Genomic DNA, 16,500 nt, shown 5'->3' with positions numbered 1-16,500 from the left:
ATGGGGCACAGTTCCAATCAGCTCGGCTATGGCGTTGCTGCGCGGTGCCGCAACGCCTCTTGGCTTACTCGGGCAGGGCGCTGGCGCCGCGTCTGGGCAGCTGTTCAGGCAAAACGGCCAGGGCTTTGAGCGCTGTCTCGCGGTTCGGGTAGCTGCCATAGAGCACGGCGTAGCGGGTTTCCCCGGCCTGCGTGCTCTCGGCCAGACGCAGGGGCTGCTTGGGGTGGCGTTCAAGCAGGGCCTGCATAAATTCGCGGCTGCTGCCTTCGACCAGCTGGATGGTGTGGCGGCGCGCTGCAACCTTGGGTTTGCTTTCGCCGCCACGGCCATCGCCCAGGGTGGCCGGGTCGACAGGTTTTGGCGTTTCGATCAGGGTCTTGCTCGGTTTTGCCGGGATGGCTTTTGCCGGCTGGCGCAAGTCGGTTGCGGCTGCCTCAATGCCCTGGTCGAACAAGGCATGGGCCTGCTGCGGTAGATGGTCGTAACCGTTGGCCTGGCCGAGCAGGCGCAGGTCACGGTATTTGCCCAGGCTCAGGTTGGCCAGGCCGACGCCGTCGCGTGCCACGGTCGGGCGCAGGAACACCATCAGGTTGCGTTTTTGCCGCGCTTCGCGGGTTGAGCGGAACAGCTTGCCGATCCCTGGGATATCGCCGAGCAGCGGCACCTTACTCTCGCTGCTGGTGATGTCGTCCTGAATCAGACCGCCGAGCACGATCACCTGGCCATCATCGGCCAGCACGGTGCTCTTGATCGAGCGTTTGTTGGTGACCAGGTCCACGGCTTGGGCATTCAGCCCAGTGCTCGGGGCGATGGACGAGATCTCTTGCTCGATCTCTAGGCGCAGGGTCGAGCCTTCGTTGATATGCGGGGTGACCTTGAGAGTAACGCCGATATCCTTGCGTTCGATGGTGGTAAAAGGGTTGCTCGAACCGGCGGCGTCGGTGGTGTAAGAACCTGTTTGGAACGGTACGTTTTGCCCGACCAAAATCTCGGCAGACTGGTTGTCCAGCGTTAGCAGAGTTGGGGTGGACAGCAGGTTACTTTTGCCGGTCGACGACAGTGCCGTAATCAGTGCGCCAAAGTTATCGTTACCAACCCCGAAGATCGCCCCGTTGGGCAGTGTCTTAGCCAGATCGCCTGTCTCTTTGCTGGCAATGGCGCCGAGTAGGGTGCCGACGGATAGCCCGGTATTGCTGAAGTTGACCCCTCCTAGGCCACTGCCACCGCGGCCATCAATGGCCCACTGCACGCCGAGAGCGTCACTGATGTCACCGGACATCTCGACAATAGCGGCCTCCACCAGCACTTGGGCGCGGGGGATATCCAGCTGGCGCACCAAGTCTTCAAACATATTGACGGCGTCGGCTTCAGCCATGATGACGATGGCGTTGAGGCTTTCGTCAGCGCGAATCATCAGCTTGAGCGGCGCGGCGTTTTCGTTGCCTTGACTCTGGCTCAGGTTGTCGCCGAAGTCGCCGAGGGTCTTTGCCATTTCCTTGGCATCGCCATGGCGTAGACGGATAACGCGGGTATTGGTCGAGCGCGAGCTAGGCGTGTCGAGGCTCTGCGCTAGTTTTAACAGGCGCGCGCGGGCGTCGCTGGGGCCGAGTAGCAGCAGACGATTGGCGCGGGTATCGGCAATCACTTGGGCGCCGCTGGCCTGGGCGTTTTTCAGTGAGCTGTTGATCACCGCCGCCAATTCATGAACCCAGGCATGGCGCAGGTCATAGACGCTGAAATCGTCCTGATTCTGGCTGTCCAGCTGGCGGATGATTTCGTCGATGCGGGCGATATTGGCCGGCGTGTCGCTGATGATCAGGCTATTGGATGAAGGCACGGCGGCCAGGTGACCATGGTTGGCCACCAGCGGACGGATCAGCGGCAGCAGGTCGTTGGCGGCGCCGTGTTGCACCTGCAGTACACGAGTTTCCAGGTTGCCGTTGCTGCCGGCGGTGGTCTTGGCCTCGCTGCTGGGGATGATGCTCAGCTGATTGCCCTGCGGCATCACGGCGAAACCATGGGTGCTCATCACCGAGAGAAACAGCTTGTAGACCTCGGCGATGTTCATCGGCTGCGGGGCAATTACGGTGACCTGGCCTTTTACCCGCGGGTCAATAATAAAGGTCTGCCCGCTGATGCTGGATATCTGCTCGATAAAGTCGCGAATTTCCGCGCTCTGCATATTGATGGTCCAGCTGTCCTCGCTCTGTGCAGGCGCTTCGGTCGAGGCATTGGCTTGGTTAGCGACACCGAGCAGCAGCGCGGTGTGCAGCAGTAGCAGGCGGAGAAGTGGGCGCAGGGCAGGCGTGGTCATGACGAAGGCATCAGTATGTGTGGCCGTAATGCACTGCCGCAGCCGACGCAAGGTCGGACAAGGAAAGGCTGGAGGCGCTGTTTGGATGGGAGGAAACGGCTGCAACCAGCACTGCGAGCAGTGTTGGGCGCGCAAGGCTAATGAAAAAAATCGGCGTTTGTTGAGGCGTGATGGCGATCTGCGATGATCGTCACAGTCGCTCGGCAATTTGTTGCCAGGGCGTGATGGGTGTCAGTTGGCGGTTGCACCTGTAGCCGGGAGCCCGTGGCCAGGCTCCCGATCCGTTCGCCAGCAGCCTAGCTGCGGTCGGCGAGAATGCCGATGATGAGGAACACCAATATCAGCACTGGCGCCAGGGTGAAGTTGTTGAAAAAGCCCAGGCCTTTGGCCAGATATGGTGTCGCAAAGACAATCAACAGCCCATAGCCCACGGCGCAGAGCAGGACGAAGATCAGCGTGCGGAAGATAAAGTTCATGCTGCTGGTATTGCGCTGCACCCAGGCGTTGATGCCCGGGCCGAACAGCACCAACAGGGTGGCCATGATCGCGAGGGAAATATCGTAGAGGTGGCTGCGGCTCCAGCGTGACAGGGTGACGATCAGGTCGAGTAACAGATCCATCCGGTTTCCTTCGTCTTCAGGGTAAAAAGGGTTCAGGGAAGAAAGTGTTGCAGCAGGTCATTGAGAAACAACTGACCTTCGCGGGTGGCGCTCAGGCGCGTTGGATCACTGTGCAGCAGGCCGCGTTGTTGGGCCTCTGTGCGTGCCGCTGCGAGCTGGCTCAACGGCAGGCCGGTGCGCTGAGTGAATAGCTCGCTGGCGACGCCGTCTGTGAGACGCAGCACGTTCATCAGAAATTCGAAGGGCAGCTCATCGGCACTCAGTACGCGCTCGCCGGCGTTGAAGCGCTTGCTGCTGTCGAGATAGTCCTTGGGCAGACGGGTCTTCCAGCTGCGGCTGATGCTGCCGTCGGGCCTGCTCAACTTGGCGTGGGCGCCGGCACCGATGCCCAGGAAGTCGCCAAAGGTCCAGTAGTTGAGGTTGTGCCGCGCCGCCTTGCCGGTCTGGGCGTAGGCAGAGACTTCGTACTGCGCATAGCCTTCGGCGGCCAGCAGGGCCTGGCCGGCTTCCTGAATGTCCCAGAGAATATCGTCCTCGGGCATCACTGGAGGCTGGTTCCAGAACACCGTATTGGGCTCCACCGTCAGCTGGTACCAGGAAAGATGCGTCGGACCCTGGGCAATGGCGATGCGCAGATCGCTGAGGGCATCCTCGATGGACTGATCCGGCAGGCCGTGCATCAGGTCCAGGTTGAAATTGTCGAAACCGGCGGCGCGGGCCATGTCCGCCGCCCGCACGGCTTCATCACCGTCGTGGATGCGGCCGAGTGCGATCAGCTTGGGCGGCTGGAAGCTCTGCACGCCGATCGACAGGCGATTGATGCCGAGGCTGCGGTAGTCGCGGAACTTGGCCTGCTCGAAGGTGCCAGGGTTGGCTTCCAGGGTGATTTCGATATCGGCGGCAAACCGTACACGCCGCTCCACGCCTTCAAGCAGGCGGCCAAGGGCCTTGGCTGAAAACAGGCTGGGCGTACCGCCGCCGAAGAATATCGAGGTCAGTGGTCGGCCGTGAACCTGAGCCAAGTCGGCGTCCAGGTCGGCGAGCAGGGCGTCGACATAGGCCTCTTCTGGCAAGTCCGGTCCGGCGGCGTGGGAGTTGAAGTCGCAGTACGGGCACTTCTTCACGCACCAGGGGATGTGCACATAGAGTGCAAGCGGCGGCAGCTCGAAGCCGCCGCCGGACGCGTTGTTCATGCCAGGCCCAGCCGCTGTTTCAGTAGGGCCATGGCGCGAGCGCGGTGGCTGATCTGGTTCTTCTCCGCTGCTGGCAGTTCGGCGCTGGAGCACTCGCGCTCGGGTACCCAGAATAGGGGGTCGTAGCCAAAGCCTTCCACGCCTTGCGCCGTGTGCAGAATGCGCCCGTGCCAGAGGCCTTCGCAGATGATCGGTAAGGGATCATCGGCATGTCGCACCAGCGCCAGGCAGCAAACGAACTGTGCGCCACGTTCGGCGTCCGGCACGGCCTTCATTACCTCAAGTAGTTTGGCGTTATTGGCCGCATCACCCTGGCCATCGGCATAGCGCGCCGAATAGATGCCCGGTGCGCCGCCGAGAAAGTCCACCGCCAGGCCCGAGTCGTCCGCCAGTGCGGGTAAGCCGGATAGCCGCGCGGCATTGCGCGCCTTGAGAATGGCATTTTCGATAAACGACAAACCGCTTTCCTCCGGTTCGACCGTGGAGAACTCGCCCACCGAACGCACGCGCACAGTGCTGCCGAGCATGGCTTGCAGTTCTTTGAGTTTGCCGGCGTTGTGGCTGGCCAGCACCAGTTCGTTGAAGTGGATCATCGGTCTGGGAAGAATTCCTGGTTGAAGTCGATGCTGTGCGCTGCGCCATCGGCTGTGGTTACGGTGATGTTGAAGCGCAACATTTCCTGCTGGGTAAAGGGGAACTGGGCAAGGTAATAAATAGCCGCCCCTTCGGTCACGCGTTTGAAACTGAGCGGATGGCTGCGGCCGACCAGGTCTTTAACTTCACCGCTCACGTTGGCGTTGCTGGCTTTACCGCCCTTGAGTAGGGATATATTCACCACGCCCTGGGTTTTGCTGCGCACCAGGCCGTTAGCGGCCGCGATATCGGGCTGCAGAAAGCTGGAGTTGAACGCGATGTAGTGCACGTCGAGATCGCCAAAGCTTTGCTTGCGTTCAGCGAGTGCTGGCACGCTCAGGCACAGGGCGATAAACAGTAATGCTAGACGGCGCATGATGATTCTCCGGGTAGATAGCGAGCCCTGATAGGGCCGCGCCAGTGGCGGTTTTTACAGGTTGAGCGATCGGCCGCTGATCCGGTAAATACCGATCTCACCTAACAGATTAGGCCAAATGCGGCTGGCCCAGCCGTGCCGATGGTCGCGGTCTACTGCCAGGCGATCTTTGATTGTGGCGCCCTGGTCGTGGCACAGGTTTTCGAAATCCTCGAAGGTGCAGAAGTGGATGTTCGGCGTGTTGAACCAGGTGTAGGGCAGAAAATCCGACACGGGCATGCGGCCTTTACTGGTGAGGTACCAGCGGCAGCGCCAATGAGCGAAGTTGGGGAAGGTGATGATGCAGGTCTTGCCGACGCGCAGCATTTCCGCCAACACCTTGTCGGGGTAGTGCAGGGCCTGCAAAGACTGGGTCATCACCACCACATCGAAGCTGCTGCTGGCGAAGTTGCTCAGGCCTTTATCGAGGTTCTGCTCAATCACGTTAACGCCCTTGCTCACGCACTGGGCGATATTGTCCGCATCAATCTCCAGGCCGTAGCCGCTGACCTGTTTGTGCTCTGTCAGCCAGGCGAGCAATTCGCCATTGCCGCAGCCGAGGTCGAGTACCCGACTGCCGGCGGGAATCCACTCTTGAATGATTTCTAGGTCCGCGCGCATGGCTACACCTTAATCCGTTTCATATAGCTGTCGAAAGCCTGCAGGTAGCGCGGAATAGGGATCAGGAAGGCGTCGTGGCCTTGGGGCGCGTCGATCTCCAGGTAGCAGACGTTTTTCCGCGCGGCGGTCAGGGCATCGACAATTTCCCGTGAACGCAGCGGCGAGAAGCGCCAGTCCGTGGTGAAGGACATCACGCAGAAATCGGCGGTCACCCCAGCCAGGGTCTTGGCCAGGTCGCCATCGTGATTTGCCGCCGGGTCGAAGTAGTCGAGCGCCTTGGTCATCAGCAGGTAGGTGTTGGCATCGAAGCGGGTAGAGAACTCTTCGCCCTGATAACGCAGGTAGCTTTCCACCTGGAACTCGACGCTGTGGAAGTCGTAGTTGAGCTTCTCGCTTTTCAACCCGCGGCCGAATTTCTCGCCCATGGCGTCATCCGACAGGTAGGTGATGTGCCCAACCATGCGCGCCAACATCAGCCCGCGCTTGGGGATCACACCTTGTTCCTGGAAGTGCCCGCCGTGAAATTGTGGATCGGTGAGGATTGCCTGGCGCGCCACTTCGTTGAAGGCGATGTTCTGCGCCGACAACTTGGGTGCCGAGGCAATCGCCAGGCAATGGCGCACCCGCTCGGGGTAGCTGATGGTCCATTGCATGGCCTGCATGCCGCCGAGGCTACCGCCGACGACGGCGGCCCACTGGCGGATGCCCAGGCTGTCGGCCAGGCGTGCTTGGCTGTGCACCCAGTCTTCTACGGTCATCACCGGGAAGTCCGCACCAAACGGCTTGCCGGTGGCCGGGTTAAGGCTGCTGGGGCCGGTTGAGCCGTTGCAGCCGCCAAGGTTGTTGAGGCTGACGACGAAGAACTTGCGGGTGTCGATCGGCTTACCGGGGCCGATGCAGCTGTCCCACCAACCCGGTTTACGGTCTTCCGCGCTGTGGTAACCGGCGGCATGGTGGTGACCGGACAACGCATGACAGATCAGTACCGCGTTGCTGGCCGTGGCGTTGAGCTCGCCATAGGTCTCGAATATCAGTTGATAGTCAGCCAGGCTGCGCCCGCAGGCCAACGCCAGCGGCTCTGCAAATTGCATAAGCTGCGGAGTGACCAGGCCAACAGAGTCTTGGGGGAAGGCAGTTGGCATCGACCCTGCTCGTAATAAAAGAAGAGCCGCAGTCTAAAGAGCCCCGCCCCAGGCGGCAAGCGCATGGGGCGGGGAGCTACGCCGTGAGGGTTTGCGCTTACTCGCCGATGCTGTGCGGGCGCGCCATGCCGGGCAGGTTCACCACCTTGCCTTGGCGTTGCACCGGTGCCGGGCGGCGTAGGGTGCGTAGCATCTCGTTGGCCTGGCTCAGTTGCAGCTCCAACTCGGCACTGTAGCGTGCCAGCTGCTGGCCGCGCTGGCGCGACTGTTGGGTTTCTTGGGCCAGGGCTTTGAGGCGCAGCATGTGCGTTTCCAGCAGCTGCTTGTGCTCCAGGGTGTGCTGCATCAACGGCATCAGTGCATCACTGGCCCATTGCTCGGCTTCGTGACGCATACGCTGGTGCAGGCCGATCACTTCCTGCACCAAGGTGGCGAAGAAGCGTTTGGTCAGGCTGCGTTGCTCAGTCAGCAGGGTTTTCAGCTGCAGGCGGAACTGGTCGGCCTTGGTCTGCTGCTGTTTGAGTTCACGCAGGTAGCGGTTGACGTTGAACTGCGGAGCGTCGACGCCATGCAGCGGGTTCTCTTCGTTATGCCGGCGGTAGACGGCGGCGACCATTTTGTTGGCCATCTCCGCTTCTTGCGCCAGGTTGTGCAGATCCTGCTCCACGCTACGGAAGAAATGCAGGATGGCTTGGTTGATGCCCAGCGTGGTCCAGCTGCCGGTGAGGTTCTTGCGCACTTTATTCAAGTGTTCGTCCAGGCGCTCACTGCGCGAGGCCTGACGTAGCAGGTCACCCTGGCGTTTAAGCAGCCGTTGGTTGGTTTTCAGGCCCAATAAGCGCTTGTGGTGCAGGCTGTGGTCTTCCTTGGTCTTGGCGGTCAGCTCGAAGAGCATCTGGCCATTGTCGTGCTGGTGGTTGCTCAACAGCGCCTGTTGTTCGTTGACCTTTTCCAAGCGTAGGTTGAGCACGTGCTGGCTATTTTGCAGAAGCGCCAGTACCTGATTGACCACACGGTCTTCAAGCAGGCGTTCTTTCTGCGCGATGATGCGCTCGCACAACAGATTTTCCAGGTTGCTCATCAGGCTGCGGGCCAGCAATTCTGGGTCCTTGCGAACCTTGGCCAGCATCGCTTGTTTGGCCGACAGCGGCAGCACGTCCTCGACACGGATGCCGAGCTGGCGTGCGGTGCTGGTTTGGATCTGGCGGATGGCATTCTGCACAAAGGCTTCGCCGGCCAGGTCATCCCAGAGCACGTCGATCTTGTTCAGCACGGCAAACAGGCTGGTCTGGGTGTCTTCATCAAGCTGGCGAATATGTTGCTGCCACACGGCCATGTCGCTGGCCGTGACGCCGGTGTCGGCAGACAGTAAGAAGATGATGGCCTGAGCGCTGGGCAGCATCGAAAGCGTCAGCTCAGGCTCGCTGCCCAGGGCATTCAGGCCTGGGGTGTCGAGGATGCGCAGGCCTTGGCGCAACAGCGGGTGGTCAAAGTTGACCATGGCGTGACGCCAGGCCGGCACCAGCACTTCGCCGGGCTTGCTGGTGCTTTCCAGCATGTCCGGGTGAAAGCCCAGGGCAATCGCCTGTTCGACCGGCATGGGTTTGGTGCGCGCGACCTGATTAAAAGCTTGAACCATGTTGTCTGGGTCGCTGAGGTCCAGCGGGATGTTCACCCAGTGCCGCGGAATACGCTTGAACTGCGCGACGCTGGCTTCGGACACACGGGTCTCGATCGGCAGCAGGCGGATATAGGAGCGTTCCGAGCGTGGGTCGAAGAACAGCTCGGTGGGGCACATGGTGGTGCGCCCAGCCTGGGATGGCAGCATGCGCTGGCCATAAGAGGAGAAGAACAGGCTGTTAATCAGCTCTGTTTTGCCGCGCGAGAACTCGCCGACAAACGCCAGGGTGATGTGGTCGGTACGTAGCAGTTTCAGGGCGCGCTCAAGCTTGGCTTCCACCGCCTCGGAGTTCAGCCGGTTGTTCACCAGCCAGCTGCGATAGCGGGTGATCTCGCGCATCAGCTCGCGCTTCCAGGTGACGTAAGCATCGACCTGCTGACTGAGACGTTCCATGCTCATCCTGGGGTTTCCTCTGGTGGCGCATCCATTGTGGACGACTGGGGTTATACGGCACCCTGGTGAAGTCGGGCACACAACAATGCCGCCCAGTAGATCAACGCGGCACATAACGCTTTAAAGCCTGTGTAATTACGCCAGACCCACGACATCCGCAGATCAAGCTGCTTGGCATTATGCGGGTAGCAGCTATGGCGTCAATTGCATGTCGTCGCACGCCCGCCTTATGGTCGGTCAGGGTGACCCAGCGGTCAGCTTCAATTCGCTCGGGAGCTGCTGCGGGCTTTTGCTGGGCACAGGCTTTTGTCGACTCGGCTCGCCCCTTTCCAGGTTCACAGGTGTTGGCGATCAGATCGCCAGGCTGAGGCCTTTGTACATACCGGTCATGACCGCCAGGTTGCGGATCACCAGCATGTCGATCAGGTTGAGAATCAGGAAGGCCACGATCGGTGACAAGTCCAGCCCGCCCATGCCTGGCAGAATGCGGCGAATCGGCGCCAGCAACGGTTCACAGATCTGATTAACCAGTGCCACAGTCGGATTTTGGCTGCCTTGCGCGACCCAGGAAAGAATGACGCTGATAATCAACGCAAAGAAGAACACCTTGAGAAACAGAGCAGTGACACCAATGATCGACCAGATCAGCAGTTGTACCGGGTTGTCCAGGCCATAGCCGAGCAGCATCAGGGTCAGCGCCATCAGCACCAACTGCACCAGAATCGCCAGTACCAGCGAGGCCAAATCGAGACCGGCCAGGCTGGGGATGATCTTGCGCAGGGGTTTAAGCAGCGGGTGGGTGGCGCGCACGATGAACTGGCTGAGCGGGTTGTAGAAGTCCGCCCGCACCAGTTGCAGGATAAAGCGCAACAACACGATCAGCAGGTACAGGCTGCCAATGGTTTGCAGGATATAAACAGCGGCGGTGTTGAGTCCTATCATGGTTGTTCCTTATTGGCCCAGTTGTTCAGCCAGCTCGGCTGAGCGGTGGGCGGCGGCGTTAAGGGCTTTTTCGACCAAGGCTTCAAAGCCGTTAGCTTGGAAGGTGTTGATGGCGGCTTCGGTGGTGCCCGCCGGCGAGGTCACGCGACGGCGCAGCTCACTGGCGTCAACATCACTGGCCACGGCCATGCGTGCGGCACCAAGCGCGGTGTGCAGGGTGAGCTGGGCGGCAGTCTCACGCGGCAGACCAAGCTTCTCGCCGGCGGCGGTCATCGCCTCGATCAGTAGGAAGAAATACGCGGGGCCGCTGCCAGATACGGCGGTCACGGCATCGATCTGTGCTTCAGTATCGAGCCAAAGCGCCAGGCCAACGGCGCTGAGCAGTTGTTCGGCCTGCTGGCGCTGAATCGAGGACACGTGCGCATTGCCATACAAGCCACTGACGCCCTGGCGCAGCAGTGCCGGGGTGTTGGGCATGCAGCGCACGATGGCCCGTGGGCCTAGCCACTGCTCCAAGCTGGCGCAGCTGATGCCGGCGGCAATCGATACCACTAACTGTTGCGCGCTGATATGCGTAGCGAGGTCCAGGCAGACGTCCTTCATGACCTGCGGTTTAACCGACAGCACAATCACGTCGGCATCCTGGATGGCATCGGCGTTGCTCGCGAAGGTTTCGATGCCATGCTCGGCGCTGATCTTGCTACGTTGTTCGGCTCCGCGGTCACTGGCGCGAATGGCGCTGGCGTCGATGCCCTGGGCGCGCAGGCCGCCGATCAGACTGGCGGCCATATTGCCTGCGCCAATAAAGGCAATGCGGGGAGTGCTCATAACGGGCTTCCTTAATAAGGCTGAAGATTCAGGTCGCGCTGTAGTTACGCGCGCCAAACAGGGCGGTGCCGATGCGGACCCAGGTCGCGCCTTCGGCAATAGCGGCTTCGAGATCGTCGCTCATGCCCATGGACAGTGTGTCGAGATCCAGGTTCAGGCTGACTTGCAGCTCGCGCAGGCGAGCAAAGGCGGCGCGTTGTTGCTGCGGGTCGTCAGTCGGCTCGGGGATTGTCATTAATCCGCGCAGGGTGATGTTGGGCAGTTGTGTAACGGCGTGTGCCAGCGCCGGCAGTTCTTCGGGGGTACAACCCGCTTTGCTGGCTTCTGCGCTGATATTCACTTGCAGGCAAATATTCAGCGGCGGCAAATGTGCTGGGCGCTGAGCAGACAGCCGTTCGGCGATCTTCAGGCGATCCACCGAGTGAACCCACGCGAAGTGTTCGGCGATCGGTTTGGTCTTGTTCGATTGAATGGGACCGATGAAATGCCAGGTCAAAGGCAGTGCGACCAACTCGATCTGCTTTTCCAGGGCTTCCTGCAGGTAATTTTCGGCAAAATCGCGCGCGCCAGCGGCAAACGCCTCGCGAACGGCTGCCGCCGGTTTAGTTTTGCTCACTGCGAGCAGGCCGATAGACGCACAATCTCGCTGCGAGGCTTGCGCCGCCTCACGGATGCGCACTCCGACCTTTGCAATATTCTCTGCTATCGTGGACATTACTTGCGCCCGCCGCCTGGGTTTCGCGGCATTCTACCTGCTTGTCTGTCATTAGGGAGTCCCATGGATATCACTGAATTGCTGGCCTTCAGCGCCAAGCAAGGTGCATCGGACCTGCACCTCTCCGCTGGCCTGCCTCCGATGATTCGGGTCGACGGTGATGTTCGCCGGATCAATTTGCCTGCACTCGACCATAAACAAGTGCACGCGCTGATCTACGACATCATGAACGACAAGCAGCGTAAGGATTTCGAGGAGTTCCTCGAGACCGACTTCTCCTTCGAAGTGCCGGGTGTAGCGCGTTTCCGGGTTAACGCCTTCAACCAGAACCGTGGCGCTGGCGCCGTATTCCGTACCATTCCGTCGAAAGTGCTGAGCATGGAAGATCTCGGTATGGGTGAGATCTTCAAGAAGATTTCTGATGTGCCGCGTGGCTTGGTGCTGGTCACCGGGCCCACCGGTTCGGGTAAGTCGACCACCTTGGCGGCGATGCTCGACTATATAAATAGCAATAAGTACCACCACATCCTCACGGTGGAAGACCCGATCGAATTCGTTCACGAATCGAAAAAATGCCTGATTAACCAGCGCGAAGTGCACCGCGACACCCTCGGCTTCTCCGAAGCCTTGCGCTCGGCGCTGCGTGAAGACCCGGATATCATCCTGGTGGGCGAAATGCGCGACCTGGAAACCATTCGCCTGGCGCTGACTGCCGCGGAAACGGGTCACTTGGTATTTGGCACTCTGCACACCACCTCAGCGGCTAAAACCATCGACCGGGTGGTCGACGTATTCCCCGCCGAAGAGAAATCCATGGTGCGCTCCATGCTCTCGGAGTCCCTGCAGTCGGTGATCTCGCAAACCCTGTTGAAAAAGGTTGGCGGCGGCCGTGTGGCGGCACACGAGATCATGATTGGTACGCCGGCTATCCGTAACCTGATCCGTGAGGACAAGGTGGCGCAGATGTATTCGGCCATTCAGACCGGTGGCTCGCTGGGCATGCAAACCCTCGATTCCTGCCTGAAGACTCTGTTGTCCAAGGGCATCGTCAGCCGCGAAGCCGCGCGGGAAAAAGCCAAAATTCCGGAAAATTTCTAAACCGACAGTGCTCGACTGGCCATGGTCGGTCGGGCTCAGCCCAGCGGCAGTACACGCGCGTGTCGCTGGCTTTGCATAACCGCGTGATGCACATGGGCGAACAACGATGGAATTCGAAAAACTGCTGCGCCTGATGGTGGAAAAGGGCGGCTCTGACCTGTTTATCACTGCCGGTGTACCGCCGTCGATGAAGGTCAATGGCAAGATCATGCCAATCACCAAGACGCCCATGTCGCCTGAGCAGACGCGTGAAACTGTGCACTCGGTGATGAATGAGCAGCAGCGCCGCGATTTCACGGAGAACCATGAGTGCAATTTCGCGATCAGCGCCCGCGGTGTGGGTCGTTTCCGCGTCAGTGCCTTTTACCAGCGCAACTTGGCCGGTATGGTGCTGCGCCGCATCGAGACCAATATCCCGACGTTGGACGAGCTGAAACTGCCGGAAATTCTCAAGAAACTGGCGCTGACCAAGCGCGGTCTGGTGTTATTCGTGGGAGCCACCGGCACGGGTAAGTCGACCTCGCTGGCAGCAATGATTGGCTACCGCAACAAGAACAGCAGCGGTCATATCATTTCCATCGAAGACCCGATCGAATACATCCACCAGCACCAGAGCTGCATCGTCACTCAGCGTGAGGTGGGCATCGACACCGAGTCGTTCGAAGTAGCGCTGAAGAACACCCTGCGCCAGGCGCCGGACGTGATTCTGATTGGTGAGGTGCGCACCCGCGAGACCATGGACCACGCCGTGGCGTTCGCTGAAACCGGCCACTTATGCCTGGCCACGCTGCACGCCAACAACGCCAACCAGGCGCTGGACCGCATTATCAACTTCTTCCCGGCGGACCGACAGAACCAGGTGTGGATGGATCTGTCGCTCAACCTCAAAGCCATCGTTGCTCAGCAACTGATCCCAACGCCGGATGGTAAGGGCCGCCGTGCGGTGATCGAGGTGTTGATCAATACGCCACTGGCTTCCGATCTGATCCGTAAGGGTGAGGTGCATGAGCTCAAGGCGTTGATGAAACGCTCCACCGAGCAGGGCATGCAGACCTTCGATCAGGCGCTGTACAACCTATACAGCCAAGGCGAGATTACCTACGAAGACGCGTTGCTTTACGCTGACTCAGCCAACGACCTGCGTCTGATGATCAAGCTGGGTTCTGAAAGTGACGGTGATCACTTGAGCAGCATGGCTCAGGGGCTGTCGCTGGAAGTCAGTGAGGAAGATCCGGGTCGGCGCTTCCGCTGACAGGCGATTCTTGCACGGCGCTGTAGTGAATACGTTTACCGCCCTGGCGTGCGACGGCCTCGGCTTGGCCATCGCGCTGGGCGCCGGCGCGGGCCTGGCTCATGAGTTGTGGAATCAGCGGGCCTTCAGGGAGATTTTTCCAGAAGCGTACCGGCAGGCTGGTTTCCAGAGCGCTGCGGTTTAGCCGTGCTGGGTTGAAGGTGCTGGCGTAATACGCCAGCCACAGCGCCTCGCCGTTATCCTCAGGTGTTTGTGCCAGGCGTTGCCACTCGCTCGGGCAGGGCTGCTGGTAGTGCAGGCGCTGGCCATCCCAGTACACGCCGTCATCGGGTGTGGCAATCAACCAAGTAGTGCGCCCCAGGCGTTCGGCAAAGTGCCCGCTGGCGCTGGCCAGAATGTCGTGGGCGGGTTCATGCCAAGCCACCAGTTGTGGCCCTTCGGCGTTTTTCGGACGTGGATGAAAGCGTAGAAAGGCATGCAGGTGATGGGCCTCGCGGCGTACCGCCTTGAGCCGTTTATGCAGCTGGCTGCCGTCTATATCACCCGACAACATGGCCGCGCGATCACCCTGGGCGACCCGCCACAGAATCCGATAGAGCAGGCTCCAGCGCTCCTCGACGCGAAAGCGTGCGGCGCTCTGCAGCAGTTCAAGCAGCTGTTTGGGGATACGCGGTGCCGGCGTAGCCACTTGGGTGCTGCTGGGCGTAGGTGTCTGGTCGAACAGCCCGCCGCTGTCGCCGGCACCCAGCCAAGTGACCTGGTGCGGCGGCACGCCTTGCTGCAATAGGTTTCTGGAAACTTCACGCCAGCCAGCAAAGCTGCCATCGAAGTGCGCGCTGTGCATCACCACAGCGCCATCTGTGCGGGCGTTTCGCTGAGCTGCTGGCGCAGCAGTAGGGATTCGCGGGTAGCCTGCAAGGGCCGATAATCCTGGGTGATGATAAACGGCTTGGCTTTTTCCAGGGCGCAACGCAGGCGCGTCAGGTCAGCGAAGCGAATGCGTTTTTGCCGGCGCAGGGCAACCAAACGTTTGGCGCTGAGCACACCAATACCGGGTACGCGGGCGATCATCGAGGGTTCGGCGCGGTTGAGGTCAACGGGGAAGTGCTCGCGGTTGTTCAATGCCCAGGCCAGCTTCGGGTCGATATCCAGGGCCAGGTTGCCGGGGCCGCTGAGCAGCTCGCTGGCATCGAAACCGTAACCGCGCATCAAGAAGTCGGCCTGATACAGGCGGTGCTCGCGCAGCAGCGGCGGCGCTTCAAAGGGTACGGTATTCGGGCTTTGCGGAATGGGGCTGAACGCTGAGTAGTAGACCCGGCGCAGGCGGTAGTCGCTGTAGAGTGAGGCGGCGGTGTGCAGGATGGTGCTGTCATCGGTGGCGTCGGCACCAATGATCATCTGCGTGCTCTGGCCGGCGGGGGCGAAGCGCGGTGCGCGCTTTTCGGCGCGGGCCTCGCTCTCGCCTTGGTGTATCGAGTGCATGGCCTGCTTGATGGTGCGCACCTGTTTTTCCGGGGCTAAACGGATCAGGCTGGCTTCAGTCGGCAGCTCAATATTCACACTGAGGCGGTCGGCGTAGCGCCCTGCTTCGGCTATTAGCAGCGGGTCTGCGTCGGGAATGGTTTTTAGGTGGATATAGCCGCGAAATTCATGCTCTTCGCGCAGCAATTTGGCCACGCGGATCAGCTGCTCCATGGTGTAGTCGGCGGAACGAATGATGCCGGAGCTGAGAAACAACCCGCTGATGCAATTGCGCGTGTAGAAGTCGAGGGTCAGGGTCACCACTTCTTCCGGGGTAAAACGCGCGCGCGGCACATCGCTGGAGCGACGGTTGACGCAATACTGGCAGTCATACAGACAAAAGTTGGTCAGCAGAATTTTTAGCAGCGCCACGCAGCGACCGTCGGGCGTAAAGCTGTGGCAGATGCCCATGCCGTTGGTTGAGCCGATACCGGTTTTACTTTTGGAGCTACGCGTAGGGGCGCCGCTACTGGCGCAGGACGCGTCGTATTTAGCGGCGTCGGCGAGCACGGTGAGTTTTTCGATCAGCTGCATGATGACGCTCAAATATACTGTTTATATGTACAGTATTTAGTAATCTTAAGTCGGCTTCAAGTGCTGATCGGGCGTTCTGCGCAGTAGATTTCCCTGCGTAGCGAACCTTGGATAGAGTGTGGCGTCAGATAGAGTTCAAGCCATCAGGAGGCACGCATATGCAGCGACAGGATACGCACAGCAAGCTTATCGGTTACCTACTCTGGATCTTTGGCTTTCTCGGGGCGCACCGTTTTTACTATGGCAAGCCGGTCACGGGCACCATTTGGTTCTTCACCTTCGGCCTGTTCTTTATTGGCTGGATCATCGACCTGTTCCTGATTCCGGCGATGGATCGTGAGGCGGACCTGCGTTTTACCGCGGGTGATACTGATTACAACGTAGCGTGGATCCTACTGACCTTTCTGGGGCTTTTTGGCGTGCACCGTATGTACCAAGGCAAGTGGATTACCGGAATCATTTACCTGTGTACCGGTGGGTTGTTCTTGGTGGGCGTGCTGTATGACTTCTGGACACTGAACAGTCAGGTGTCGATCAAAAACGCTGAGCGCGCCTGAGGTTTAGGCATGAAAAAGCCCGCCAATCGGCGGGCTTTTTC

16 protein-coding genes are annotated in these 16,500 nt (G+C 60.1%); 3 read left to right on the top strand and 13 right to left on the bottom strand.

Annotated features, from left to right (window positions below):
- Positions 1 to 64: 64 nt before the first annotated feature.
- The 11 genes from gspD to D8779_RS05455 all read right to left on the bottom strand — a co-directional run bounded on the left by gspD (position 65) and on the right by D8779_RS05455 (position 11,497).
- Positions 65 to 2,314: a type II secretion system secretin GspD gene (gene gspD, locus D8779_RS05505; RefSeq protein WP_136663439.1), complete on the bottom strand. Its 2,250-nt coding sequence runs from the start codon at positions 2,312 to 2,314 to the stop codon at positions 65 to 67.
- A 296-nt stretch (positions 2,315 to 2,610) separates the two neighbouring features.
- Positions 2,611 to 2,934: a DUF3392 domain-containing protein gene (locus D8779_RS05500; RefSeq protein ID WP_136663438.1), complete on the bottom strand. Its 324-nt coding sequence runs from the start codon at positions 2,932 to 2,934 to the stop codon at positions 2,611 to 2,613.
- Between the two features lie 32 nt (positions 2,935 to 2,966).
- Positions 2,967 to 4,127, bottom strand: a complete 1,161-nt coding sequence (gene hemW / locus D8779_RS05495; protein ID WP_136663437.1) for a radical SAM family heme chaperone HemW — start codon at positions 4,125 to 4,127, stop codon at positions 2,967 to 2,969.
- Entirely contained in the window at positions 4,124 to 4,720 is a 597-nt protein-coding gene (gene rdgB, locus D8779_RS05490) for an RdgB/HAM1 family non-canonical purine NTP pyrophosphatase (protein ID WP_136663436.1), read from the bottom strand. The genes hemW and rdgB overlap by 4 nt, the downstream gene beginning before the upstream one ends.
- On the bottom strand, positions 4,717 to 5,136 hold the full coding sequence (locus tag D8779_RS05485; RefSeq protein ID WP_136663435.1) for a DUF4426 domain-containing protein: 420 nt from the start codon (positions 5,134 to 5,136) through the stop codon (positions 4,717 to 4,719). The genes rdgB and D8779_RS05485 overlap by 4 nt, the downstream gene beginning before the upstream one ends.
- A gap of 54 nt (positions 5,137 to 5,190) precedes the next feature.
- The gene (gene metW, locus D8779_RS05480) at positions 5,191 to 5,796 is read right to left on the bottom strand and encodes a methionine biosynthesis protein MetW (RefSeq protein ID WP_136663434.1); all 606 of its coding nucleotides are present in this window, start codon (positions 5,794 to 5,796) and stop codon (positions 5,191 to 5,193) included.
- Positions 5,797 to 5,798: 2 nt separating this feature from the next.
- On the bottom strand, positions 5,799 to 6,938 hold the full coding sequence (gene metX, locus D8779_RS05475; protein ID WP_136663433.1) for a homoserine O-succinyltransferase MetX: 1,140 nt from the start codon (positions 6,936 to 6,938) through the stop codon (positions 5,799 to 5,801).
- Between the two features lie 97 nt (positions 6,939 to 7,035).
- On the bottom strand, positions 7,036 to 9,018 hold the full coding sequence (locus D8779_RS05470; protein ID WP_136663432.1) for a dynamin-like GTPase family protein: 1,983 nt from the start codon (positions 9,016 to 9,018) through the stop codon (positions 7,036 to 7,038).
- A 345-nt stretch (positions 9,019 to 9,363) separates the two neighbouring features.
- Positions 9,364 to 9,954 (bottom strand): YggT family protein, encoded by a 591-nt coding sequence (locus tag D8779_RS05465; RefSeq protein WP_136663431.1) that lies wholly within the window; start codon positions 9,952 to 9,954, stop codon positions 9,364 to 9,366.
- Positions 9,955 to 9,963: 9 nt separating this feature from the next.
- Complete coding sequence (gene proC / locus D8779_RS05460; protein WP_136663430.1) at positions 9,964 to 10,782, bottom strand: pyrroline-5-carboxylate reductase; 819 nt, start codon at positions 10,780 to 10,782, stop codon at positions 9,964 to 9,966.
- Positions 10,783 to 10,810: 28 nt separating this feature from the next.
- Positions 10,811 to 11,497, bottom strand: a complete 687-nt coding sequence (locus D8779_RS05455) for a YggS family pyridoxal phosphate-dependent enzyme (RefSeq protein ID WP_136663429.1) — start codon at positions 11,495 to 11,497, stop codon at positions 10,811 to 10,813.
- Positions 11,498 to 11,560: 63 nt separating this feature from the next.
- Between D8779_RS05455 and D8779_RS05450 the strand changes: the two genes are divergently transcribed.
- Together D8779_RS05450 and D8779_RS05445 are read left to right on the top strand one after the other, a co-directional pair.
- Positions 11,561 to 12,595 (top strand): type IV pilus twitching motility protein PilT, encoded by a 1,035-nt coding sequence (locus D8779_RS05450; protein ID WP_136663428.1) that lies wholly within the window; start codon positions 11,561 to 11,563, stop codon positions 12,593 to 12,595.
- 106 nt (positions 12,596 to 12,701) lie between these two features.
- On the top strand, positions 12,702 to 13,847 hold the full coding sequence (locus D8779_RS05445; RefSeq protein WP_136663427.1) for a PilT/PilU family type 4a pilus ATPase: 1,146 nt from the start codon (positions 12,702 to 12,704) through the stop codon (positions 13,845 to 13,847).
- Here D8779_RS05445 and D8779_RS05440 read toward each other — a convergent pair.
- Positions 13,813 to 14,691, bottom strand: coding sequence for a TIGR03915 family putative DNA repair protein (locus D8779_RS05440; protein ID WP_136663426.1), 879 nt, complete (start codon positions 14,689 to 14,691; stop codon positions 13,813 to 13,815). The two genes, D8779_RS05445 and D8779_RS05440, sit on opposite strands and share 35 nt — an antisense overlap.
- A complete protein-coding gene (locus D8779_RS05435; protein WP_136663425.1) occupies positions 14,691 to 15,902 on the bottom strand; it encodes a putative DNA modification/repair radical SAM protein in 1,212 nt (403 codons plus the stop codon). Before D8779_RS05435 ends, D8779_RS05440 begins: the two co-directional genes overlap by 1 nt.
- Before the next feature lie 158 nt (positions 15,903 to 16,060).
- Between D8779_RS05435 and D8779_RS05430 the strand changes: the two genes are divergently transcribed.
- Positions 16,061 to 16,459: an NINE protein gene (locus tag D8779_RS05430; RefSeq protein WP_136663424.1), complete on the top strand. Its 399-nt coding sequence runs from the start codon at positions 16,061 to 16,063 to the stop codon at positions 16,457 to 16,459.
- The last annotated feature ends 41 nt before the right edge of the window (positions 16,460 to 16,500 follow it).

Source organism: Pseudomonas leptonychotis, from assembly GCF_004920405.1.
Classification (GTDB): Bacteria; Pseudomonadota; Gammaproteobacteria; order Pseudomonadales; family Pseudomonadaceae; genus Aquipseudomonas; species Aquipseudomonas leptonychotis.
The sequence above is the reverse complement of the archived record's forward strand: the minus strand, read 5'-3'. Positions and strand labels throughout refer to the sequence as shown.